The 15,951-nt window shown below is 67.5% G+C and carries 18 protein-coding genes; 7 read left to right on the top strand and 11 right to left on the bottom strand.

The window, feature by feature from the left end; translation table 11 throughout:
- The first annotated feature begins 54 nt into the window (after positions 1 to 54).
- The 3 genes from ACSFBM_RS23200 (at position 55) to ACSFBM_RS23190 (ending at position 3,411) form a co-directional block, all read left to right on the top strand.
- Positions 55 to 1,644, top strand: coding sequence for a phospholipase D family protein (locus ACSFBM_RS23200; RefSeq protein ID WP_435486479.1), 1,590 nt, complete (start codon positions 55 to 57; stop codon positions 1,642 to 1,644).
- Between the two features lie 103 nt (positions 1,645 to 1,747).
- Positions 1,748 to 2,914, top strand: coding sequence for an ABC transporter substrate-binding protein (locus ACSFBM_RS23195; protein WP_435486478.1), 1,167 nt, complete (start codon positions 1,748 to 1,750; stop codon positions 2,912 to 2,914).
- Between the two features lie 110 nt (positions 2,915 to 3,024).
- Positions 3,025 to 3,411 carry a hypothetical protein gene (locus ACSFBM_RS23190; RefSeq protein WP_435486477.1) on the top strand — a complete coding sequence of 129 codons (387 nt, stop codon included), beginning with the start codon at positions 3,025 to 3,027 and terminating at the stop codon, positions 3,409 to 3,411.
- A 27-nt stretch (positions 3,412 to 3,438) separates the two neighbouring features.
- Here ACSFBM_RS23190 and ACSFBM_RS23185 read toward each other — a convergent pair whose 3' ends face one another.
- The 8 genes from ACSFBM_RS23185 to ACSFBM_RS23150 form a co-directional block, all read right to left on the bottom strand.
- Positions 3,439 to 4,179, bottom strand: a complete 741-nt coding sequence (locus ACSFBM_RS23185) for an ABC transporter ATP-binding protein (protein ID WP_435486476.1) — start codon at positions 4,177 to 4,179, stop codon at positions 3,439 to 3,441.
- The gene (locus tag ACSFBM_RS23180; RefSeq protein ID WP_435486475.1) at positions 4,172 to 4,939 is read right to left on the bottom strand and encodes an ABC transporter ATP-binding protein; all 768 of its coding nucleotides are present in this window, start codon (positions 4,937 to 4,939) and stop codon (positions 4,172 to 4,174) included. Before ACSFBM_RS23180 ends, ACSFBM_RS23185 begins: the two co-directional genes overlap by 8 nt.
- On the bottom strand, positions 4,936 to 5,898 hold the full coding sequence (locus ACSFBM_RS23175; RefSeq protein ID WP_435486474.1) for a branched-chain amino acid ABC transporter permease: 963 nt from the start codon (positions 5,896 to 5,898) through the stop codon (positions 4,936 to 4,938). The genes ACSFBM_RS23180 and ACSFBM_RS23175 overlap by 4 nt, the downstream gene beginning before the upstream one ends.
- Positions 5,895 to 6,755, bottom strand: coding sequence for a branched-chain amino acid ABC transporter permease (locus tag ACSFBM_RS23170; protein ID WP_435486473.1), 861 nt, complete (start codon positions 6,753 to 6,755; stop codon positions 5,895 to 5,897). The genes ACSFBM_RS23175 and ACSFBM_RS23170 overlap by 4 nt, the downstream gene beginning before the upstream one ends.
- Positions 6,756 to 6,800: 45 nt before the next feature.
- Positions 6,801 to 7,997, bottom strand: coding sequence for an ABC transporter substrate-binding protein (locus ACSFBM_RS23165; protein ID WP_435439988.1), 1,197 nt, complete (start codon positions 7,995 to 7,997; stop codon positions 6,801 to 6,803).
- A 113-nt stretch (positions 7,998 to 8,110) separates the two neighbouring features.
- On the bottom strand, positions 8,111 to 8,434 hold the full coding sequence (locus ACSFBM_RS23160; protein WP_435486472.1) for a 2Fe-2S iron-sulfur cluster-binding protein: 324 nt from the start codon (positions 8,432 to 8,434) through the stop codon (positions 8,111 to 8,113).
- Positions 8,435 to 8,442: 8 nt separating this feature from the next.
- The gene (locus tag ACSFBM_RS23155; protein ID WP_435439975.1) at positions 8,443 to 9,888 is read right to left on the bottom strand and encodes a glutamine synthetase family protein; all 1,446 of its coding nucleotides are present in this window, start codon (positions 9,886 to 9,888) and stop codon (positions 8,443 to 8,445) included.
- A gap of 9 nt (positions 9,889 to 9,897) precedes the next feature.
- On the bottom strand, positions 9,898 to 11,232 hold the full coding sequence (locus ACSFBM_RS23150; protein WP_435486471.1) for an aromatic ring-hydroxylating dioxygenase subunit alpha: 1,335 nt from the start codon (positions 11,230 to 11,232) through the stop codon (positions 9,898 to 9,900).
- Between the two features lie 262 nt (positions 11,233 to 11,494).
- Here ACSFBM_RS23150 and ACSFBM_RS23145 point away from each other — a divergent pair, with 262 nt between their 5' ends.
- The gene (locus ACSFBM_RS23145; RefSeq protein ID WP_435439977.1) at positions 11,495 to 12,229 is read left to right on the top strand and encodes a GntR family transcriptional regulator; all 735 of its coding nucleotides are present in this window, start codon (positions 11,495 to 11,497) and stop codon (positions 12,227 to 12,229) included.
- 95 nt (positions 12,230 to 12,324) lie between these two features.
- Positions 12,325 to 12,942, top strand: coding sequence for a TetR/AcrR family transcriptional regulator (locus ACSFBM_RS23140; protein ID WP_435486470.1), 618 nt, complete (start codon positions 12,325 to 12,327; stop codon positions 12,940 to 12,942).
- 41 nt (positions 12,943 to 12,983) lie between these two features.
- Here the strand turns inward: ACSFBM_RS23140 and ACSFBM_RS23135 are convergent, their stop codons facing one another.
- Positions 12,984 to 13,790, bottom strand: coding sequence for a metallophosphoesterase (locus ACSFBM_RS23135; protein ID WP_435486469.1), 807 nt, complete (start codon positions 13,788 to 13,790; stop codon positions 12,984 to 12,986).
- Positions 13,791 to 13,916: 126 nt separating this feature from the next.
- On the opposite strand from ACSFBM_RS23135, the gene ACSFBM_RS23130 reads away from it, so the two are divergent.
- Positions 13,917 to 14,090: a hypothetical protein gene (locus ACSFBM_RS23130; RefSeq protein ID WP_435439980.1), complete on the top strand. Its 174-nt coding sequence runs from the start codon at positions 13,917 to 13,919 to the stop codon at positions 14,088 to 14,090.
- Between the two features lie 10 nt (positions 14,091 to 14,100).
- Here the strand turns inward: ACSFBM_RS23130 and ACSFBM_RS23125 are convergent, their stop codons facing one another.
- Positions 14,101 to 15,081, bottom strand: a complete 981-nt coding sequence (locus ACSFBM_RS23125) for a LysR family transcriptional regulator (protein ID WP_435439981.1) — start codon at positions 15,079 to 15,081, stop codon at positions 14,101 to 14,103.
- 123 nt (positions 15,082 to 15,204) lie between these two features.
- On the opposite strand from ACSFBM_RS23125, the gene ACSFBM_RS23120 reads away from it, so the two are divergent.
- Positions 15,205 to 15,747, top strand: coding sequence for a hypothetical protein (locus ACSFBM_RS23120; protein WP_435486468.1), 543 nt, complete (start codon positions 15,205 to 15,207; stop codon positions 15,745 to 15,747).
- Here ACSFBM_RS23120 and ACSFBM_RS23115 read toward each other — a convergent pair.
- Positions 15,744 to 15,951, bottom strand: a 208-nt coding sequence (locus tag ACSFBM_RS23115) for a hypothetical protein (RefSeq protein ID WP_435486467.1), incomplete at its 5' end; no start/stop codon positions are given. The genes ACSFBM_RS23120 and ACSFBM_RS23115 overlap by 4 nt on opposite strands.

Raw genomic sequence — 15,951 nt, 5'->3', positions numbered from 1 at the left:
GTGCGCGGATCATAGGCCGCGCGTTCGTCACCGCCGCGAGCTACGATTCGGGCCATGCGCGCCCCCTCCCTCCGCCGACTTGCCGCCCTGGCGCTGGGCGCGGCCACGCTCTGGCTGGCCGGCTGCGTGAGCTTGCCGCCGGGCCAGCCGATGCCCGTGGTCAGGGCCTTCTCGGCCACGGAGGTGTCGCAGACCGAGCTGGCGCAGCTCGCCGCCAAGGACGCACCCGGCGGCGGCTCGCCCGCTCTCTCGGGCTTTCGCCTGCTGCCCGAGGCGGCCTTCGCGTTCGATGCGCGCATCTCGCTGGCACGGCATGCCGAGAAATCGCTCGACGTGCAGTACTACCTGATCCAGAACGACGACGTCGGGCTGCTGTTCCTGAAGGAGCTGCGCGAGGCGGCCGCGCGCGGCGTGCGCGTGCGCCTGCTGGTGGACGATCTCTATACCGGCGGCGAGGACGAACTGTTCAGCGCGCTCTCGGCCTTTCCCAACGTGGAGGTGCGGCTGTTCAACCCGCTGCCTTCGCGCGCCGGTTCGCTTTCCACGCGGCTGCTGATGTCGTTGACCGACTTCGGGCGCATCAACCACCGCATGCACAACAAGATGCTGCTGGCCGACAACAGCTTCGCGGTCACGGGCGGGCGCAACATCGCCAACGAGTACTTCATGCGCAGCACGGCGGCGAACTTCATCGACATGGACGTGATCTCCAGCGGCCCGGTCGTGCGCGAGATGTCGGCCGGCTTCGACCGCTACTGGAACAGCCCGCACGTGCGCCCGATCGAGAACATCGCGCCGCTGCGCACCACGCGCGAGGCCGCGCAGCGCCGCTTCGACGAGATCGCGCGCACCGCGGTGCCCGACGTGGCCATGCGCCCGCGCGACATCCTCAACAAGTCGCCGGTGGGCGAGCAGCTGCTCACGGGCAAGATCGACCGCTACTGGGCGCCGTTCACGTTCTTCGTGGACGACCCCGAGAAGATCACGCGCAAGGCCGACCTCGCGTTCCAGGGCAGCGTGACCGAGGGCGCGCTGGGCGTGATCGACTCCGCGCGGCGCGACGTGAAGATCGCCTCGCCCTATTTCATTCCCGGCCCGCGCGGCATGGCGCAGATGAAGCGCGGTGTGGCGCAGGGCACGCACATCACCGTGGTCACCAATTCGCTGGGCGCCACCGACGAGCCGCTGGCCTATGCGGGTTACGAGCGCTACCGCGCCGACATGCTGAAGATCGGCGTCAACATCTTCGAGATCGCGCCGGTGCTCAGCGGGCGCTCGGGCCAGTTCGGGGACTTCGGCAAGACCACCAGCCGGCTGCACGCCAAGCTCGCGATCGTGGACGACGAGCGCTTCTTCGTCGGCTCGATGAACCTCGACCACCGCTCGGCGGCGGTCAACACCGAGGTCGGCCTCGTGATCGACAGCCCCGAGCTCGTGCGCGACTACGACAAGCTCATGCGCACCACCGGGCGCGTGAACATCGGCTACCGGCTGCGCCTGGGCCCCGACGGGCGCCGCGTGCAGTGGCTCGAGTACGACGACGCCGGCGGCGACATCGTCCACGAGGACGAGCCCGGCGAGTTCCTGTGGCTGCGCCTGAAGAACTGGTTGCTGCTGCCCATCGTGGGCGAAGAACTGTTGTAACGGCGGGTCGGCGCGCGCCGGTTGTCATCTTCAGAACGGGCAGCTGCGTTACATTTCTAGTAGAAATGTGAACGTTTGTGACAGCATTCTGGAGACTTCGACCATGACCGATCCCCTGCCGCGCGAGTCGATTGCGCCGCTTTCCAACAGCCGTCGCCGTGTGCTGACCGGTATGGCCGCCACCGCGGCGACCGCCGCAGCGGGCCTGGGACTGCCGGCCTTCGCGCAGAACCGCGCGGTGCGCGTGGGCACCACGTTCGACAACAGCAGTGTCGAGAAGGCCAACGGCCAGGGGCTCTTTCAGGGGTCGAGCGCCTTCTTCGCGGCGCTGAACAAGGCCGGCGGCATCGGCGGCACCAAGGTCGAGCTGGTGATGGCCGACGACACCTTCAAGCCCGACGTGGCCAAGGCCAACGCGCTGGCGTTCGAGAAGGACAGCGCCGTGCTCGCGCTGCTGCACCCGCTGGGCACGCGCCAGACGGCCGAGGTGATGGACGCGGTGCCCGGCATGGCCGTGGTCGGCCCCATCACCGGCACCATCTCGCTGCGCAAGAAGGCCTCGCCCAACACCTTCTGGGTGCGCGCCAACTACGACCAGGAAGTCGACAAGCTCGTGAGCACGGCCGCCGTGCTGGGCCAGAGCCGCATCGGCCTCGTGCATTCGGAAGACCCGCTGGGCCAGTCGGTGCTGGCGGCCTTCAAGAACGCGCTGGCCAAGGCCAAGCTGGAGCCGGCGGTCATCGCGACCACGCCCAACACCACCAGCATGGAAGTGGGGCCTGCGGCCGCCGCCATCGCCAAGGCCAAGCCGCAGGTGATCGTGGTGGGCCTGGCCGGCACGGCGCCGGTGTTCCTGAAGGCGCTGCGCGAGGCGGGCAACAGCAGCTCGGCCTACGGCCTGTCGATCACGGCCAGCGCGCTCGCGGCCATGGGCGACCTGGCCAAGGGCCTGGGTTTCGTGATCGTGGTGCCTTCGCCGTACTCGACCAAGTTCGAGATCGTGCGCCGCTACCAGGCCGACATGCTGGCCAGCGGCGTGAAGGAGTTCTCGCTCACCAGCCTGGAGGGCTACCTGAACGCCGCCGTGCTGGCCGAGGGCATGCGCCGCGCCGGCGGCCCGCTCACGCGGGCGTCGGTGATGTCGGGGCTGGCCAGCATCGAGAACTTCGACCTGGGCGGCGTGAAGATCAACTACGGGCGCACCAACCGCGAAGGCGGGCAGTTCGTGGACGTGGCGGTGATCGGCAGCCGCGGGCAGATGCTGAGCTGAGCCTGCGCTTCTGCGGGTAGCGTCTGCGGCTACTTCTGCGCGGTTCCCGCGCTGTGCGGGAGTGGCGCCGCTAAAGTGCAAGCCACCTGCACTGCCGGAGCTTTGCGCCCATGGACGACGACTTCTTGCTGCTGAACGGCCTGTTGCTGCTCGGCTTCGTGACCTGCGCATTGCTCGCCGTGGTCGCTTTCTTCGCCTGGCAGCGGCCCGTGTCGCAAGGCCGCATCGGCCCGCTGGAGGCCAGCCTTGGCTACGCCCTGTGCGTTGCCGCGGTGCCGCCGGCCGTGTGGTGGTGCGTGGGCGCCTATCTCCAGCGCCTTCAGGGCCTGAGCGGCAACGCCCCCTCGTTCTGGACGCACCTGGCGGACATCGGCGTGGCCTTCATCGTCTTCGCGTGCCTGTGGGTCTCGTGGGCGGTGGCCTTCGCGCTCGCGTGCCTCGCCGCGTGGCGCTTCAGCGTGTGCGCCCGGCGTTGGCGCGAACGGGCCGGGGCCTGAGGCCGGGGGGAGCCTCAGGCCGCCGGGTCAGCCCGCCACGTCCTCGGCAATGCCCACGCCGAGCAGGCCTTCGAGCAGGCCCCTGTCGGCGGCCAGCGCCGCGCTCGGGCCGGCATGCACGACAGTGCCGCGCTCCAGCACGATGGCCTTGTGCGTCATCTCCAGCGCCAGCACCGGATGCTGTTCGACCACGATGGACGCCAGTCCTTCCGACTCGCACAGCCGCCGGATTGCCGCGGCCAGCTCTTCCACGATGATCGGCGCGAGACCCTCCATGGGCTCGTCGAGCAGCAGCAGCTTGGGGTTGGTCATCAGCGCGCGGGCAATGGCCAGCATCTGCTGCTCGCCGCCCGAGAGCTGGTTGCCGTAGTTGCCGCGCCGCTCGCGCAGGCGCGGGAAAAAGTCGTATACGCGCTTGAGGTTCCACGCGCCGAAGCGCGCGATCACGGTGAGGTTCTCTTCCACGGTGAGCGAGGGAAACACCTCGCGCTCCTGCGGCACCCAGCCCAGCCCGGCGCGCACGCGCTGGTGCGAGGGCCAGCGCGTGATGTCCGCGCCCTGCCATCGAATGGCGCCCTGCATCACGCGCGTGTTGCCCATCAGCGTTTCGAGCAGCGTGGTCTTGCCTACGCCGTTGCGCCCGAGGATGGCGAGGCTCTCGCCCTGCTGCAATGAAAAGTCGAGGCGGTCGAGCACCACGGCGTTGCCGTAGCCGGCGGTGACGCGGTCGAACGCGAGTGCGGGTACGGATGCGGATGTTTCAGGCATGGTGATGAGAGCTTCCCAGGTAGACCTCGCGCACACGCGGATCGGTGCCGATCTCGGCCGGCGTGCCTTCGGTGAGGATGCGTCCGCCCACCAGCACCGAGATGCGGCGCGAGAAACGGAAGACGAGCTTCATGTCGTGCTCGATGAACAGCACGCTGATGTCTTCGGGCAGCGCCGCGATGGCTTCGAACAGCTCGCCGCTCTCGTCTTCCGGCACGCCGGCCGCGGGCTCGTCGAGCAGCAGGATGCGGGGTTTGGCGGCCAGCGCCAGCGCAATCTCGAGCAGGCGCTGCTTGCCGTAGGGCAGCTCGGACACGGGCACGTCGGCCAGGCTGTCGAGCTTGAGCGTGCCGAGCAGCGCGTGCGCTTCGTCGAACACCGAGGTGCATCCCGTGAGCGGGCGCCACCAGGTGGCGCCCAGCCCTTCGCGCTCGCTGATCGCCAGCACCACCGACAGCAGCGGCGTGAGGCTGGGGAACAGCGTGTTGATCTGGAAGGTGCGCGCCAAGCCCATGCGGGCGCGCTTGTCGCAGGGCAGGCGCGTGATGTCGCGCTCGCCCATGTGGATCGAGCCGCTCGTGGGCTTGAACACGCCGGTGAGCAGGTTGATGAGCGTGGTCTTGCCCGCGCCGTTGGGGCCGATCAGCGCTTGCCGCGCGCCGGGTTCGAGCGAGAGGTTCACCTCGCTCACGGCCTGGAAGGCGCCGAAGCGGATGCCCAGGTTCTGCGTGCGCAGCGTGTGGGTGGTGGAGCCGCTCATCGCGCCTTCCCCGTGCGAACGAAGCGCGACAGCGCCCCCATGATGCCGCCGCGCCCCAGCATGACGGCCGCGATCAGGAAGATGCCGAGCCAGAACATCCAGTACTGCGGGTTCATGTCGGCGAACCCGTCGTGCACCAGCATGTAGACGATGGCGCCGATCATTCCGCCATACAGACGCCCGGTGCCGCCGAGCACGAGGATGATGAGCACTTCGGCCGAGCGGTTGAAGCCGATCGACTCGATGCCGACGAACTGCGTGGTCTGCGCCAGCAGCGCGCCCGCCACGCCGGCCACGGCGGCCGAGAAGGCGTAGGCCATGCGCAGCCGCGCTTCGACCGGCGAGCCGATGGCCAGCATGCGCTTGCGGCTGTCGTGGATGCCGCGCAGCGCCAGGCCGAAGGGCGAGCGCAGCACCAGCCGCACGAGCAGGAACATGGCGAGCACCACGCCGAAGGCATAGCAGAAGGCGGTCTTGCCGTAGAGGTCGAAGTCGAAGAAGCCGAGCACGGGCGCAATGACCACGCCCTGCAGGCCGTCGGTGCCCCCGGTGATGCCCGAGAGCCGGTTGGCCACCTCGAACAGGAGCACGCACACGCCGATGGTGATCATCAGCCGCGTGAGGTCGGCGCCGCGCACCACGAGGTAGCTCAGCGCATAGCCCAGCAGGCCGCTGACGACCAGCGCGAACACGAGGCCGGTGAAGGGCTCGCCCCAGCCGTACTTGGCGAGCAGGCCGGCGGCGTACGCACCCGCGCCGAAGAAGGCGGCGTGGCCGACGGTGAGGATGCCCGCGTAGCCCAGTGCCATGTCGAGCGACACGGCGAACAGGCCGAAGATCATGACCTGGCTCATCAGCGTGAGCTTGTCGGGCAACAGGAAGAAGGTGGACGCGAGTGCGAGCCAGAAGGCGACCTCGGCGATGCGCAGCTGCGCGGCGGAAACGTTCAGGGCTTTCATGCGATCCCCTTCTTCGCCACGATGCCGTGGGGCCGCACCAGCAGCATGACGATCATGACCACGTAGATGAGAAAGGCCCCTGCTTCAGGCCAGTAGTACTTGCCCGCCACATCGACGATGCCGACCAGCAGCGCCGCGATGAACGGCCCGGTGACGGTGCCCGCACCGCCCACGCACACCACCATCAAGAAGTAGACGAGGTACTTGAGCGGGAACGAAGGCTCCAGCCCCAGCATGCCCAGGCTCAATGCACCGCCCAGCCCCGCGAGACCGCAGCCCAGCGAGAAGGTCAGGAAGAACAGGCGCTGCACATGAATGCCCGTGCCGCCCGCCACGCGCTGGTTGTCCACCGCCGCGCGCACCATCGCGCCGTAGCGCGTCTTGCCCAGGCCCAGCAGCAGCGCCACCAGCACGGCCACGCCGCAGACGATCAGGAACAGGCGGTAGCGGCCCACCTCGAGGCCGAACATCGACACCTGCCCGTCGAGCGCCGGCGGCAGCGTGAAGGGCTGCATCGTCGGGCCGAAGAAGTAGGTGAACGCGGCGATCGACACGAACACCACGCCGATCGACAGCAGCACCTGGTCGAGCGGATGCGCGCGGTACAGGCGCCGGTAGAACACGAACTCCAGCACCGCGCCCACCAGCGCAGCCGACACGAAGGCCGCCGCCAGCGAAAGGCCGAAGCCCACGCCGAATTGGTTCATCAGCACGCTCGCGGCGTAGCCGCCCACCATCGCGAAACTGCCGTGCGCGAGGTTGACGAAATTCATGAGCCCCATCGTGATGGACAGGCCCACGCCGATGAGGAACAGGAGCATGCCGTAGGCCACTCCGTCGAAGATCACGATGCCCATGAGTTTCCTGCTTGCTGCGTGCTGGCTGGCGGCTTGCGTTGCGCCTTACTTGGCGGCGGCTTCCTTGGCCGGGTCCTTCACGCGGTCGAACTTGTCGAACTCCACGTTCACCAGCTGGCCGTTCACGCGTTCGGTCTTGCGGATGTACACGGTCTGCACGATGTCGCGCGTGGCCGGGTCGATCTCGATCGGGCCGCGCGGGCTCTCGAAGCTCAGGCCCTTGAGCGCCTCCATGAACTTGTCGCCGCCGGTGTCGCCCTTGGTCTTGGCCAGTGCCAGGTCGATGGCGGCCATGGCGTCATACGCGGTCACGGCGAAGTAGCTCGGGCGCAGCTTGGCGCCGTTGTCGGCGGCGAAGTCTTTCACGAACTTCTGGTTCTTGGGCGAGGGGTGCGCGAACGAGTAGTGGTGGCTGGTGACCAGGCCCAGCGCCACGTCGCCGGTGGCGTCGAGGTAGCTGTCGTCGGTGGCTTCACCCGTGGCGTACAGCTTGATGCCGGCCTGCTCCATGCCGCGCTCCTTCCACACCTTCAGGAAGGCCGGCGGCATCACGCCCGAGGGGAAGAAGAAGAACACGGCCTGGGGCTTGGCGTCCTTGATGCGCTGCACGTAGGCCGAGAAGTCGGGGTTGTTCATGGGCGTGCGCACCTCGCCCGACACCTTGCCGCCGCCGGCGGTGAAGGTCTTCTTGAAGGCGGTTTCCGCATCGACGCCCGAGGCGTAGTCGGCCACCACGGTGTAGGCGTCCTTGATGCCTTCCTTGAGCATGTAGCGCGCCATCGGGTCGGTGACCTGCTGCACGGTGAACGACAGGCGCGCCACGTAGGGCGAGCTGGTGGTGATGGCCGACGAGGCGGCGTTCATCACGATGGTCGGGATCTTGGCCTGCGTGGCGATGGCGCCCACGGCGTAGGCGTTGGGGCTGAAGTCCAGGCCGGTGAGGATGCTCACCTTGTCGCGCACGATGAGCTCCTGCGCGATGCGCTTGGCGGCGTCGGGCGCGGGGCCCGCGGTGTCCTTCTTGATGATCTCCACGGTGCGCCCGCCCACCTTGCCGCCGTGCTCCTTCAGGTACAGCGCGATGCCCGCGTCGAACTGGCGGCCGTAGTCGGCATAGGGGCCGGAGTAGGTGGCGATGAGGCCGATGCGCAGCGGCTCGTCGGCGGCGTGCGCCGTCGCGCCCAGCAGGCCGAAGCCGGCCAGCAACAGGGTCGACAGGAGGGTTCTCTTGGAGATCGTCATGGGCGTCGTTGGCGTCATTTGAAAAGACCTTTCAGGTGGAGTGAATGCGCCCCTCGGGCGCCGCTGTCATGTAACCGGATGCGCAAAGCGGGCGATGATGCCCGACCCCCGCTTCAGATCTGCGTATCGGGCACGCGCACCGTGAGGCCATCGAAGGCGGCCGTGACGGTGAGCTGGCAGCTCAGGCGCGAGCCCGGCCTGCGTTCGGAGGCGACCGCGTCGAGCAGGGCGCTTTCCATGTCGTCGGGCGGCGGCAGCAGGTCGAGGAAGGCGTCCTCCACGTAGACGTGGCAGGTGGCGCAGGAGCAGCAGCCGCCGCACTCGGCGTCGATGCCGCGCACGTTGCCGCGGATGGCGGTCTCCATCACGCTGGCGCCGAGCTTGGCGTTGACGTCGCGCGTGGTGCCGTCCTTGAGGATGTAGTGGATCGTGGGCATGGAAAGGTCTAGAAGATGTCGAAGTACTCGCGGTGTTCCCACTCGCTGACTTCGAGGTTGAAGCGGGCGATTTCCGCTTCCTTGATGTGGCACAGGTAGTCGACGAAGGTCTTGCCCATCTGCGCGTTGAGCATCTCGTCGCTGCGCAGGCAGGCCAGCGCCTCGCCCAGCGAGCGCGGCAGTTGCTCGGCCGGCGTCTCGTAGGGTGCGTCGGCGGAGGGGCCGGGGTCGATGCGGTTCTTCATGCCGTCCAGGCCCGAGAACAGCTGCGACGCCAGGTACAGGTACGGGTTGGCCGTGGGCTCGCCCACGCGGTTCTCGATGCGCGAGGCGTTCTGCCCCACGCCGCCGAGCACGCGCAGCATGGCGCCGCGGTTGTCCTTGGCCCAGATCGCGCGGTCGGGCGCGAGCGAGAAGGGGCGGTAGCGCCGGTAGCCGTTGATGGTCGGGCTCGCGAGCGCCGCGGCGCCGCAGGCGTGCGCTTTCAGCCCGCCCAGGTAGTGCATGCCGATCTCGCTCAGGTGCCGGCCCTCGGCCTCGGGCATGAAGGCGTTCACGCCGTCGCTCTTGCGCCGCAGCGACTGGTGCAGGTGCCAGCCGCTGGACATCACGTTCGGAATTTTCGGGCGGCACATGAAGGTCGCGTGCAGCCCGGCGCGCTGGCAGATCTGCTTGATGGCGCTGCGCAGCAGCACCATGGTGTCGGCCGGCGTCACGCCCGCGGTGGGACCGAAGGTCAGCTCGAACTGGCTCGGGCCGAACTCGATTTCCAGCGAGCGCAGCGGCAGGCCCAGCGCGATGAGCTGCGAGCGCAGCAGCTCCATCAGCGTGTCGACGCGGTCGTAGCGCAGCTCGGTCAGGTACTGGTGGCCGTGCGAGAGCAGCGACACGCGCGGCGGCTCGCCGGGCTGGCCCGAGTCGGCCAGGTTCATGCGCGCGTCTTCCAGCTTGAAGACGTGGAACTCCACCTCGAGGCCGGCGATGAAGTCCAGCCCCAGTTCGTCGAGCTGGCGCACCGCGCGCTGCAGGATCTGGCGCGTCGCAAAGGGGCAGGGCTTTCCGTCGGCCATGTAGGCGTCGCACAGCACCCAGCCGGTGCGCGGGGACCACGGCAGCACCTTGAAGGTGGCGGGGTCGGCCACGACGGTGAAGTCGGCGCCGCCCTGCAGGCCCTCGATGGCGAAGCCGCCGTTGGCGCTGAACACGGGGAACACGGTCTTGTGCGAGGTGTCCTTGGCCAGCAGGGTGGAGGTGAGGTTCACGCCCTCCCACAGGGCCGAGCGGGCCTCGGTGGCCACCAGCGTCTTGCCGCGCAGGATGCCGTGCTGGTCGGGCCAGGCGAAGCGCACGAGGTCGACCTCCGCGTTGTCGATGCGGCGCACCAGTTCCCTGGCCTGCGCGTGCTGGTCGTCGGACCAGAGACCGAAACGGTCGACGAATGTGTTGCTGCTCATGGCGTGCGCTCAGCCGGCGAGCCGGGCGGCAGCCCAGTCGGACTTCAGGCGGCGCGCGCGGTCGGCGTCCTGCCAGTAGGCCTCGGTGGCGGCTTCGTCGCTGACGTTGCGCCCGATGCCGTCAATGGACGGCGGCCCGGTCATCGCGGCGGCTTGCGCGGCGTCGATGAGCATCGGCGCGGTTTCGCCGGCCAGCGTGGCCTCGATGGCCTTCACCAGCATGCGGCGGTAGGCCACGATGCCCTTGTCGGTGCTGCCCAGGTGCTCGCGCGTGCGGTCCTGGATGGCGCCTTGGGACTCGACGGCCCATTGGTCATGCACGTTGATGTCGTCGCCCATGCCGGTGTAGGTTTCGGTCAGCTGTTCCTCGATGCTGAAGCCGTAGTTGTTGCGCTTGTTCTTGCGCGAGGTGTAGTCGGGCAGCTCGTACAGCTTCAGGCGCTGGTCGCGCATCTGCTGCTTGTCGACCGGGCCGGTGAAGCTGGTGAACACGGCGTACCAGTAGCAGTGCGTGTCGTCGACCGGCACGTGCCATTGCGAGATGGTCATCTCCGCGCTCATCGGGATCACGAAGGCCTGCGGGAACACCACGTTGGTCACGCGCACGTGGGTGGTGTCTTCGCTCAGCTTGCGCAGGGCCTTCAGGCGAAAGCCGTAGTCGGTGGTCTCCACGCTGATGTCGGGGCGGTCGTACTCGCGCAGCACCTTGGTGATGGGCATGTCGGAGTCGGCCGAGGCGCCTCGGAACTGCTTGCCGTAGCTCTCGGAGGTGTCTTCGTCCTCGAAGAAGCGGTGCAGGTACGAGGCGTGCGCGGGGTCGATGCCCACTTCGAGCGCCTGCAGCCAGTTGCACTCGAACAGGCCCTTGAAGGCGAAGGTGTGGCTGTCGGGCGCGACGAAGCAGTCGAAGTCGGGGAAGGCGGGGGGCTCGCCCTCGCCGATGTACGCGAAGACCACGCCGGCCTTCTCGACCACCGGATAGGCCGACTGCTTGATGCGGCTGCACAGCTTGCTGGTGGCGGGCTCGGCCGGGGTTTCGAGGCAGTTGCCCTTGGCGTCGAACAGCCAGCCGTGGAAGGCGCAGCGGATGCCGCCGTTTTCCAGCCGGCCGAAGGCAAGGTCGGCACCGCGGTGCGGGCAGTCGCGGTCGAGCATGCCGAGCTGGCCGCTCTCGTCGCGGAACAGGACGAAGTCCTGCCCCATGAGCTTCACCGGCTTGACCGGGCGCAGGCCCGCCAGTTCGTCGGTCAGGGCCACCGGCTGCCAGTAGCGGCGCAGCAGCTGGCCGGCCGGCGCGCCGGGTCCGACGCGGGTGATGAATTCGTTCTGCTCTGCGCTGATCATCGTGCGGGCTCCATCGTGGGTGCTGTGGGAAGAGGCTTGTTTGTCATTGCATGCAACTGCATGCATTGTCTTGGTGATCCTCCACATCGGTCAAACCTGCATCGGCTTTTTTGCCCTGAAACGGGGCATTGAAGCGCCACAGTCAGGGTAAATACGCAGACTTCCGTGTGTTTTACACACCTGCTGACGAAGAATGCATGCAACAACTGAGCCAGCATAAATCTGCTGCGTGCAATGAGGGCGCGTCTCCTAGAATCCGCCGATGGACTCCCAACAATCCCGCGTGCTCGTGCAACTGCGCGACCTGATCCTCAAGGGCGCATTCGTGCCCGGAGAGCGGCTGGCCGAGATCCCGCTCGCAGAGAAGCTCGACGCCTCGCGCACCCCGGTGCGCCTCGCGCTGGCCAGCCTGGAGCATGAAGGCCTGATCGAACAATCGCCCAGCGGCGGCTACCAGATGCGCCGCTTCACCTCGCAGGAGGTGGCCGACGCCATTCGCGTGCGCGGCGTGATCGAGGGCTTCGCGGCGCGCCTGCTGGCCGAGGACGGTGCGTCGCGCCAGCTGCTGCGCGACCTGAAGGACTGCCTGGACGACGGCGACCGCGCCGTGAACAAGCCGAGCATGGAAATCGACGACTACGCGGCGTACGTCGAAATGAACGACCGCTTCCACAAGCTGATCCTCGAAGGCTGCGGCAACCTGGCCCTGAAGCGCGTGATGGACATGCTGGGCGGCCAGCCCTTCGCCGCGCCGAGCGCCATGCTGCCGATGCAGTCGTCGATGGAAGAAGGCCAGCAATGGATGCGCCAGGCGCATCGCACCCATCACGCGATGGTGCAGGCGATCGAGCGGGGGCAGGGCTCGCGGGCGCAGGCGCTGGGCGAGGAGCACGTCGAAATTGCGCGCATGAACCTTGACTACGCGCTGGAGCGGCCGGAACTGGCGGCCGAATTGATGCCCGGCATCCGCCTGGTGTCCAAGGGCCGCAGCAGCTGAACGTCAGGTCGGAACTGCTCGGTCTGTAAAAGACTGGTTGGTATTTCGGCATCCAGTCCGTCTGATCGGCGACGCTCAAGACTAGAATTTCGCCCATGAGTGCCACCGCCCCCGCCAAGACCTCCTTCAAGGAACAGATGCTGCAGGCCCGCGAGGAGGCCATCGTCCAGACGGCCAACCGCCTGCTCGCCGAGAAGGGCTTCGAGTCGATGACGGTCGACGAGGTGGCGGCCGCCGTCGGCATCGCCAAGGCCAGCCTCTACAAGCACTTTCCCAGCAAGGAAGACCTGGCCGCCGCGGCGATGGTGCGCATCATGCAGCGCACCCTCGACTTCGTGGCTGCCGTGCCGGCCGAGGACACCCCCGTCGCCAAGCTGCGCGCCGTGGTGCGCTGGTCGATGCAGGTGCAGCTGGCCGGCGAGATGCCCTCGCTGCCGCACCAGAACTCCACGCTGCGCGCCGCGCTGATGAACAACCGCGGCTACCTCGACCGCCTGGTGACCCTGAGCGACAAGCTCGGCGGCTGGATCCAGGCCGCGCAGGCCGACGGCTCGCTCAACTCGAAGCTGCCCGCGATTGCCGTGCTGTACACCTTGTATGCGCGCGCCTGCGATCCGGTGCTCGGTTTCCTGAAGGCCGGCGGACTGCAGACCGACGAGCAGATCGTCGACCTGGTGCTCGCGACCTGCTTCGACGGCATCGCCTCGCGCTGACTGCACAGCGGGGCGCTGCGCGCACGTCGAGGCCTGGTTCTTCAGCGCACCTCGATCAGCAGTCCGGGCCTGAAGCCTTCCTGTTCGCCGTTGCGCGCGTAGCCCAGCGGATTGGCCACCACGCGGCAGCCGTTCTTCACGTAGTCGGACGGGCAGTGCAGGTGGCCGTGCAGCCATAGCTTCGCGTGGGGCAGGAGTTCGTCCAGCCCATTGCAGAAACCGGCCGTGCCGGGCGTCAGGCCGTAGCGCGGGTCGCCGCTCTCGAGACTGGGCGCGAAGTGCGTGATGGCCACCGTGGTGCCGTCGAACGGCTCGGCCAGCGCCTGCGCGAGCCAGGCCTGGCAGGCCAATCCCTGCTCCCGCAACTGCGCAGCGAGGAAGAGCTCGCCGTGACGCATGGTGGCTGCTTTTTCAAGGTAGAAGTCAGCCGCGCGCATGGCCTTGCCGCGCTTCTTCAGCGCCTCGGCCAGGCTGTCGGTGGGCACGGCGAGCGCGTCGAAGTCCGCCCACAGCGTGGTGCCGATGAAGCGGATGCCGTCGATCACGCGGGTTTCGCGTTCCAGCCAGAGGATTCCGAGCTCTTCGCAGAGCGCGCGCAGCTTGTCGTGGGTTTCGTCGAAGTCGACGTTGTCGTACTCGTGGTTGCCCGGCACGTAGATCACCGGCGTGGGCCAGCCGTTGCGCGGGGAAAAACGGCCCAGGCCGAAGTCCGTGTCGGTCAGGCGGGAGCCTTCCTGGTACGAGCCGATGTCGCCCGCCAGGATCAGCATGTCGGCACCCGGCACGGGCTCTGCATGGAAGCGGGGGTGGGACTCCAGGTGCAGGTCGGAGAGCAGTTGCAGCTTCATCGTCGGGGCAGTCTAGGTGAATTGCCCCATGCATGAAGCGCATAAGGTCGCACTTGTTTTGTTAGGGATAACCCTTAATCTTGGTACATCAACCACTCAGAGCACGGCCACAAGCCGCGCAACATCATGTTCAGCCTCATCGCCCAAGTGGCACGTTTCTTCCGTTCCTCCACCGTCAACGCCCCCGCGAGCCATGCGTCGGCCCTGATGGAAAGCGCCGACATGCGTGCCGGCCGCGGTGCCCACGACGCGCAGGAACTGCGCGCTGCCGCGAGCGCCTGGCTCAGCGTCGTCCGCTGATCCGTTTCGGTCAGCCGGGCACCTTCTGCCCGAGGACCGATCCGGCGAAAGCCGAGGCTGCCGAGCGCAACAGCGCGGTGCGCAGCCACTCGTGCGCATGCCCGTGCTGGGCGCGCCGGTGCCAGATGGCATCCACGTGCACCGGCGGCTGGTCGAAGGGCAGGTCGCGCAGCACCAACTGGTCGTCGATGCCGGTCACCGTCACGAAGTGACGCGGCAGCACGGTCAGCAGGTCTGAATTGGCGACCACCCGGCCCGCCGTGAAGAACTGGTTCACCGTCACCACGATGCGCCGCTCGCGCCCCAGGGCGCCCAGCGTCTGGTCGATGAAGCCGTACGGCCTCCCCGAAAAGCTCACCAGCAGGTGCCGCGCCGCGCAATAGTCGTCGAGCGTGAGGGGCGACTTTGCCAGCGGGTGGTCCCGCCGCATTACGCACACATATTGACCCAGGTAAAGCCGCTGGGTCTCGAACGCCACGCCCACGCCCGACTGCCCGCGTGCCGCGAGGCTGGCGATCACCGCCGGGAAATAGCCAACGGCCATGTCGACTTCTTCTTGCTCGAGCATGCGGCGCGGGTCGCGCGTGGTCAGGGGCAGCACGCGCATCGAGATGGCGGGTGCTTCCTTTTCAGCGATCTGCACCAGGCCCGGGATGAGCTCGGCCGCCGTGGCGTCGGCCATGGCCAGCAGGAAGGTGGTGTCGGCGGTGCCCGCATCGAACTCACCGGGCGCCAGCGTGTGCTGCAACTGGCGCAGGGCGTCTCGCACGGTCGGCCACAGGGCCAGCGCGCGGGGCGTGGGCTCCACGCCGGCACCCGAGCGGCGCACCAGTTCGTCTCCCAGCACCTCGCGCAAGCGCCTCAGCGCGTTGCTCACCGCCGGCTGGGTGATCGACAGGTTGCGGGCGGCGCGCGTGAGGTTGCGCTCCGCCATCACCTCGTCGAAGACGCGGAGCAGGTTGAGGTCGAGCGTGCGAAAGTTGACGTCCATCAGTGCTATGAATGATAAACATCAGAAAGATAAAGTGGAAACGCACTAGGGTAAGCCCTAATATCACTGCATCGGCCTTGTTCGCCACCACTGATTACCACTATCCCTTAGGAGGGATGCATCATGACCAGCTTCGTCCACGTTGACCAACCTACTGTCCACCCCGGCGTGCATCGCGCCGAAGTCCTGTTCGGCCAGATCCAGGCCGCCCGCGCCGGTGCCAACGGCGCCCGCCCCCTCATCGCCCTGCTGATCGTCGCCATTGCCGCGGCCGTGCTGGTGGTGACCGACTCGCTCGTGTCGAACTGGAACGAAGGCAGCGTGCTCGCCGTGTGGGCGGTGTTCTGCCTTGCAGCCATCGGCTTGTTTGCGCTGTTTGCCGGCTCGGTCCGCCAAAGCAGCGTCGCTGGCGCCTGGCGTGCTGCTGCTCAGCGCCGTGCTGCTGCTCGCGCTGACGCTCGTTTCCTGGAAACGGCCAAGAACGATCCGCGCGTGATGCAGGAATTGCAGGCCGCCATGTGGCGTCAGCAATCGCAAGGCACTGTGCCCGCTGCTGAAGCCGCCAAGATCGATGCCGTTGCCCGTATGAACCTGCGTTCGCAGGAAGCACGCATGCCTACGCTGTACGAAGCGATGCGTCGCATGAACAACTCGCGCTATTACTAAGCAGCGAGTTGCAGGATGCAAAGCCGCCCTTGGGCGGCTTTTTGCTTTTTAGTGTGTGAAGCCGGTCGGGCAAGTGACTGCTTGATGAAAAATCTTCTCCTCCTTGCTCGAAGTGCTAAAAACTGTGCATAATCGAGGGCTCGACTGACAGTCACCGCAAGGTGTTGGTTGCGATGGGTTTCTTCGGAGCTGATTGCGAGTTGG

This window comes from Variovorax pasteuri (assembly GCF_051216435.1).
GTDB lineage: Bacteria > Pseudomonadota > Gammaproteobacteria > Burkholderiales > Burkholderiaceae_C > Variovorax.
The sequence above is the reverse complement of the archived record's forward strand: the minus strand, read 5'-3'. Positions and strand labels throughout refer to the sequence as shown.

Bases quoted from the DNA above. Each gene is read 5' to 3' on its own strand.
- ACSFBM_RS23200 (WP_435486479.1), top strand. From the start codon at position 55: ATGCGCGCCCCCTCCCTCCGCCGACTTGCCGCCCTGGCGCTGGGCGCG.
- ACSFBM_RS23195 (WP_435486478.1), top strand. From the start codon at position 1,748: ATGACCGATCCCCTGCCGCGCGAGTCGATTGCGCCGCTTTCCAACAGC.
- ACSFBM_RS23190 (WP_435486477.1), top strand. From the start codon at position 3,025: ATGGACGACGACTTCTTGCTGCTGAACGGCCTGTTGCTGCTCGGCTTC.
- ACSFBM_RS23185 (WP_435486476.1), bottom strand. From the start codon at position 4,179: ATGCCTGAAACATCCGCATCCGTACCCGCACTCGCGTTCGACCGCGTC.
- ACSFBM_RS23180 (WP_435486475.1), bottom strand. From the start codon at position 4,939: ATGAGCGGCTCCACCACCCACACGCTGCGCACGCAGAACCTGGGCATC.
- ACSFBM_RS23175 (WP_435486474.1), bottom strand. From the start codon at position 5,898: ATGAAAGCCCTGAACGTTTCCGCCGCGCAGCTGCGCATCGCCGAGGTC.
- ACSFBM_RS23170 (WP_435486473.1), bottom strand. From the start codon at position 6,755: ATGGGCATCGTGATCTTCGACGGAGTGGCCTACGGCATGCTCCTGTTC.
- ACSFBM_RS23165 (WP_435439988.1), bottom strand. From the start codon at position 7,997: ATGACGATCTCCAAGAGAACCCTCCTGTCGACCCTGTTGCTGGCCGGC.
- ACSFBM_RS23160 (WP_435486472.1), bottom strand. From the start codon at position 8,434: ATGCCCACGATCCACTACATCCTCAAGGACGGCACCACGCGCGACGTC.
- ACSFBM_RS23155 (WP_435439975.1), bottom strand. From the start codon at position 9,888: ATGAGCAGCAACACATTCGTCGACCGTTTCGGTCTCTGGTCCGACGAC.
- ACSFBM_RS23150 (WP_435486471.1), bottom strand. From the start codon at position 11,232: ATGATCAGCGCAGAGCAGAACGAATTCATCACCCGCGTCGGACCCGGC.
- ACSFBM_RS23145 (WP_435439977.1), top strand. From the start codon at position 11,495: ATGGACTCCCAACAATCCCGCGTGCTCGTGCAACTGCGCGACCTGATC.
- ACSFBM_RS23140 (WP_435486470.1), top strand. From the start codon at position 12,325: ATGAGTGCCACCGCCCCCGCCAAGACCTCCTTCAAGGAACAGATGCTG.
- ACSFBM_RS23135 (WP_435486469.1), bottom strand. From the start codon at position 13,790: ATGAAGCTGCAACTGCTCTCCGACCTGCACCTGGAGTCCCACCCCCGC.
- ACSFBM_RS23130 (WP_435439980.1), top strand. From the start codon at position 13,917: ATGTTCAGCCTCATCGCCCAAGTGGCACGTTTCTTCCGTTCCTCCACC.
- ACSFBM_RS23125 (WP_435439981.1), bottom strand. From the start codon at position 15,081: ATGGACGTCAACTTTCGCACGCTCGACCTCAACCTGCTCCGCGTCTTC.
- ACSFBM_RS23120 (WP_435486468.1), top strand. From the start codon at position 15,205: ATGACCAGCTTCGTCCACGTTGACCAACCTACTGTCCACCCCGGCGTG.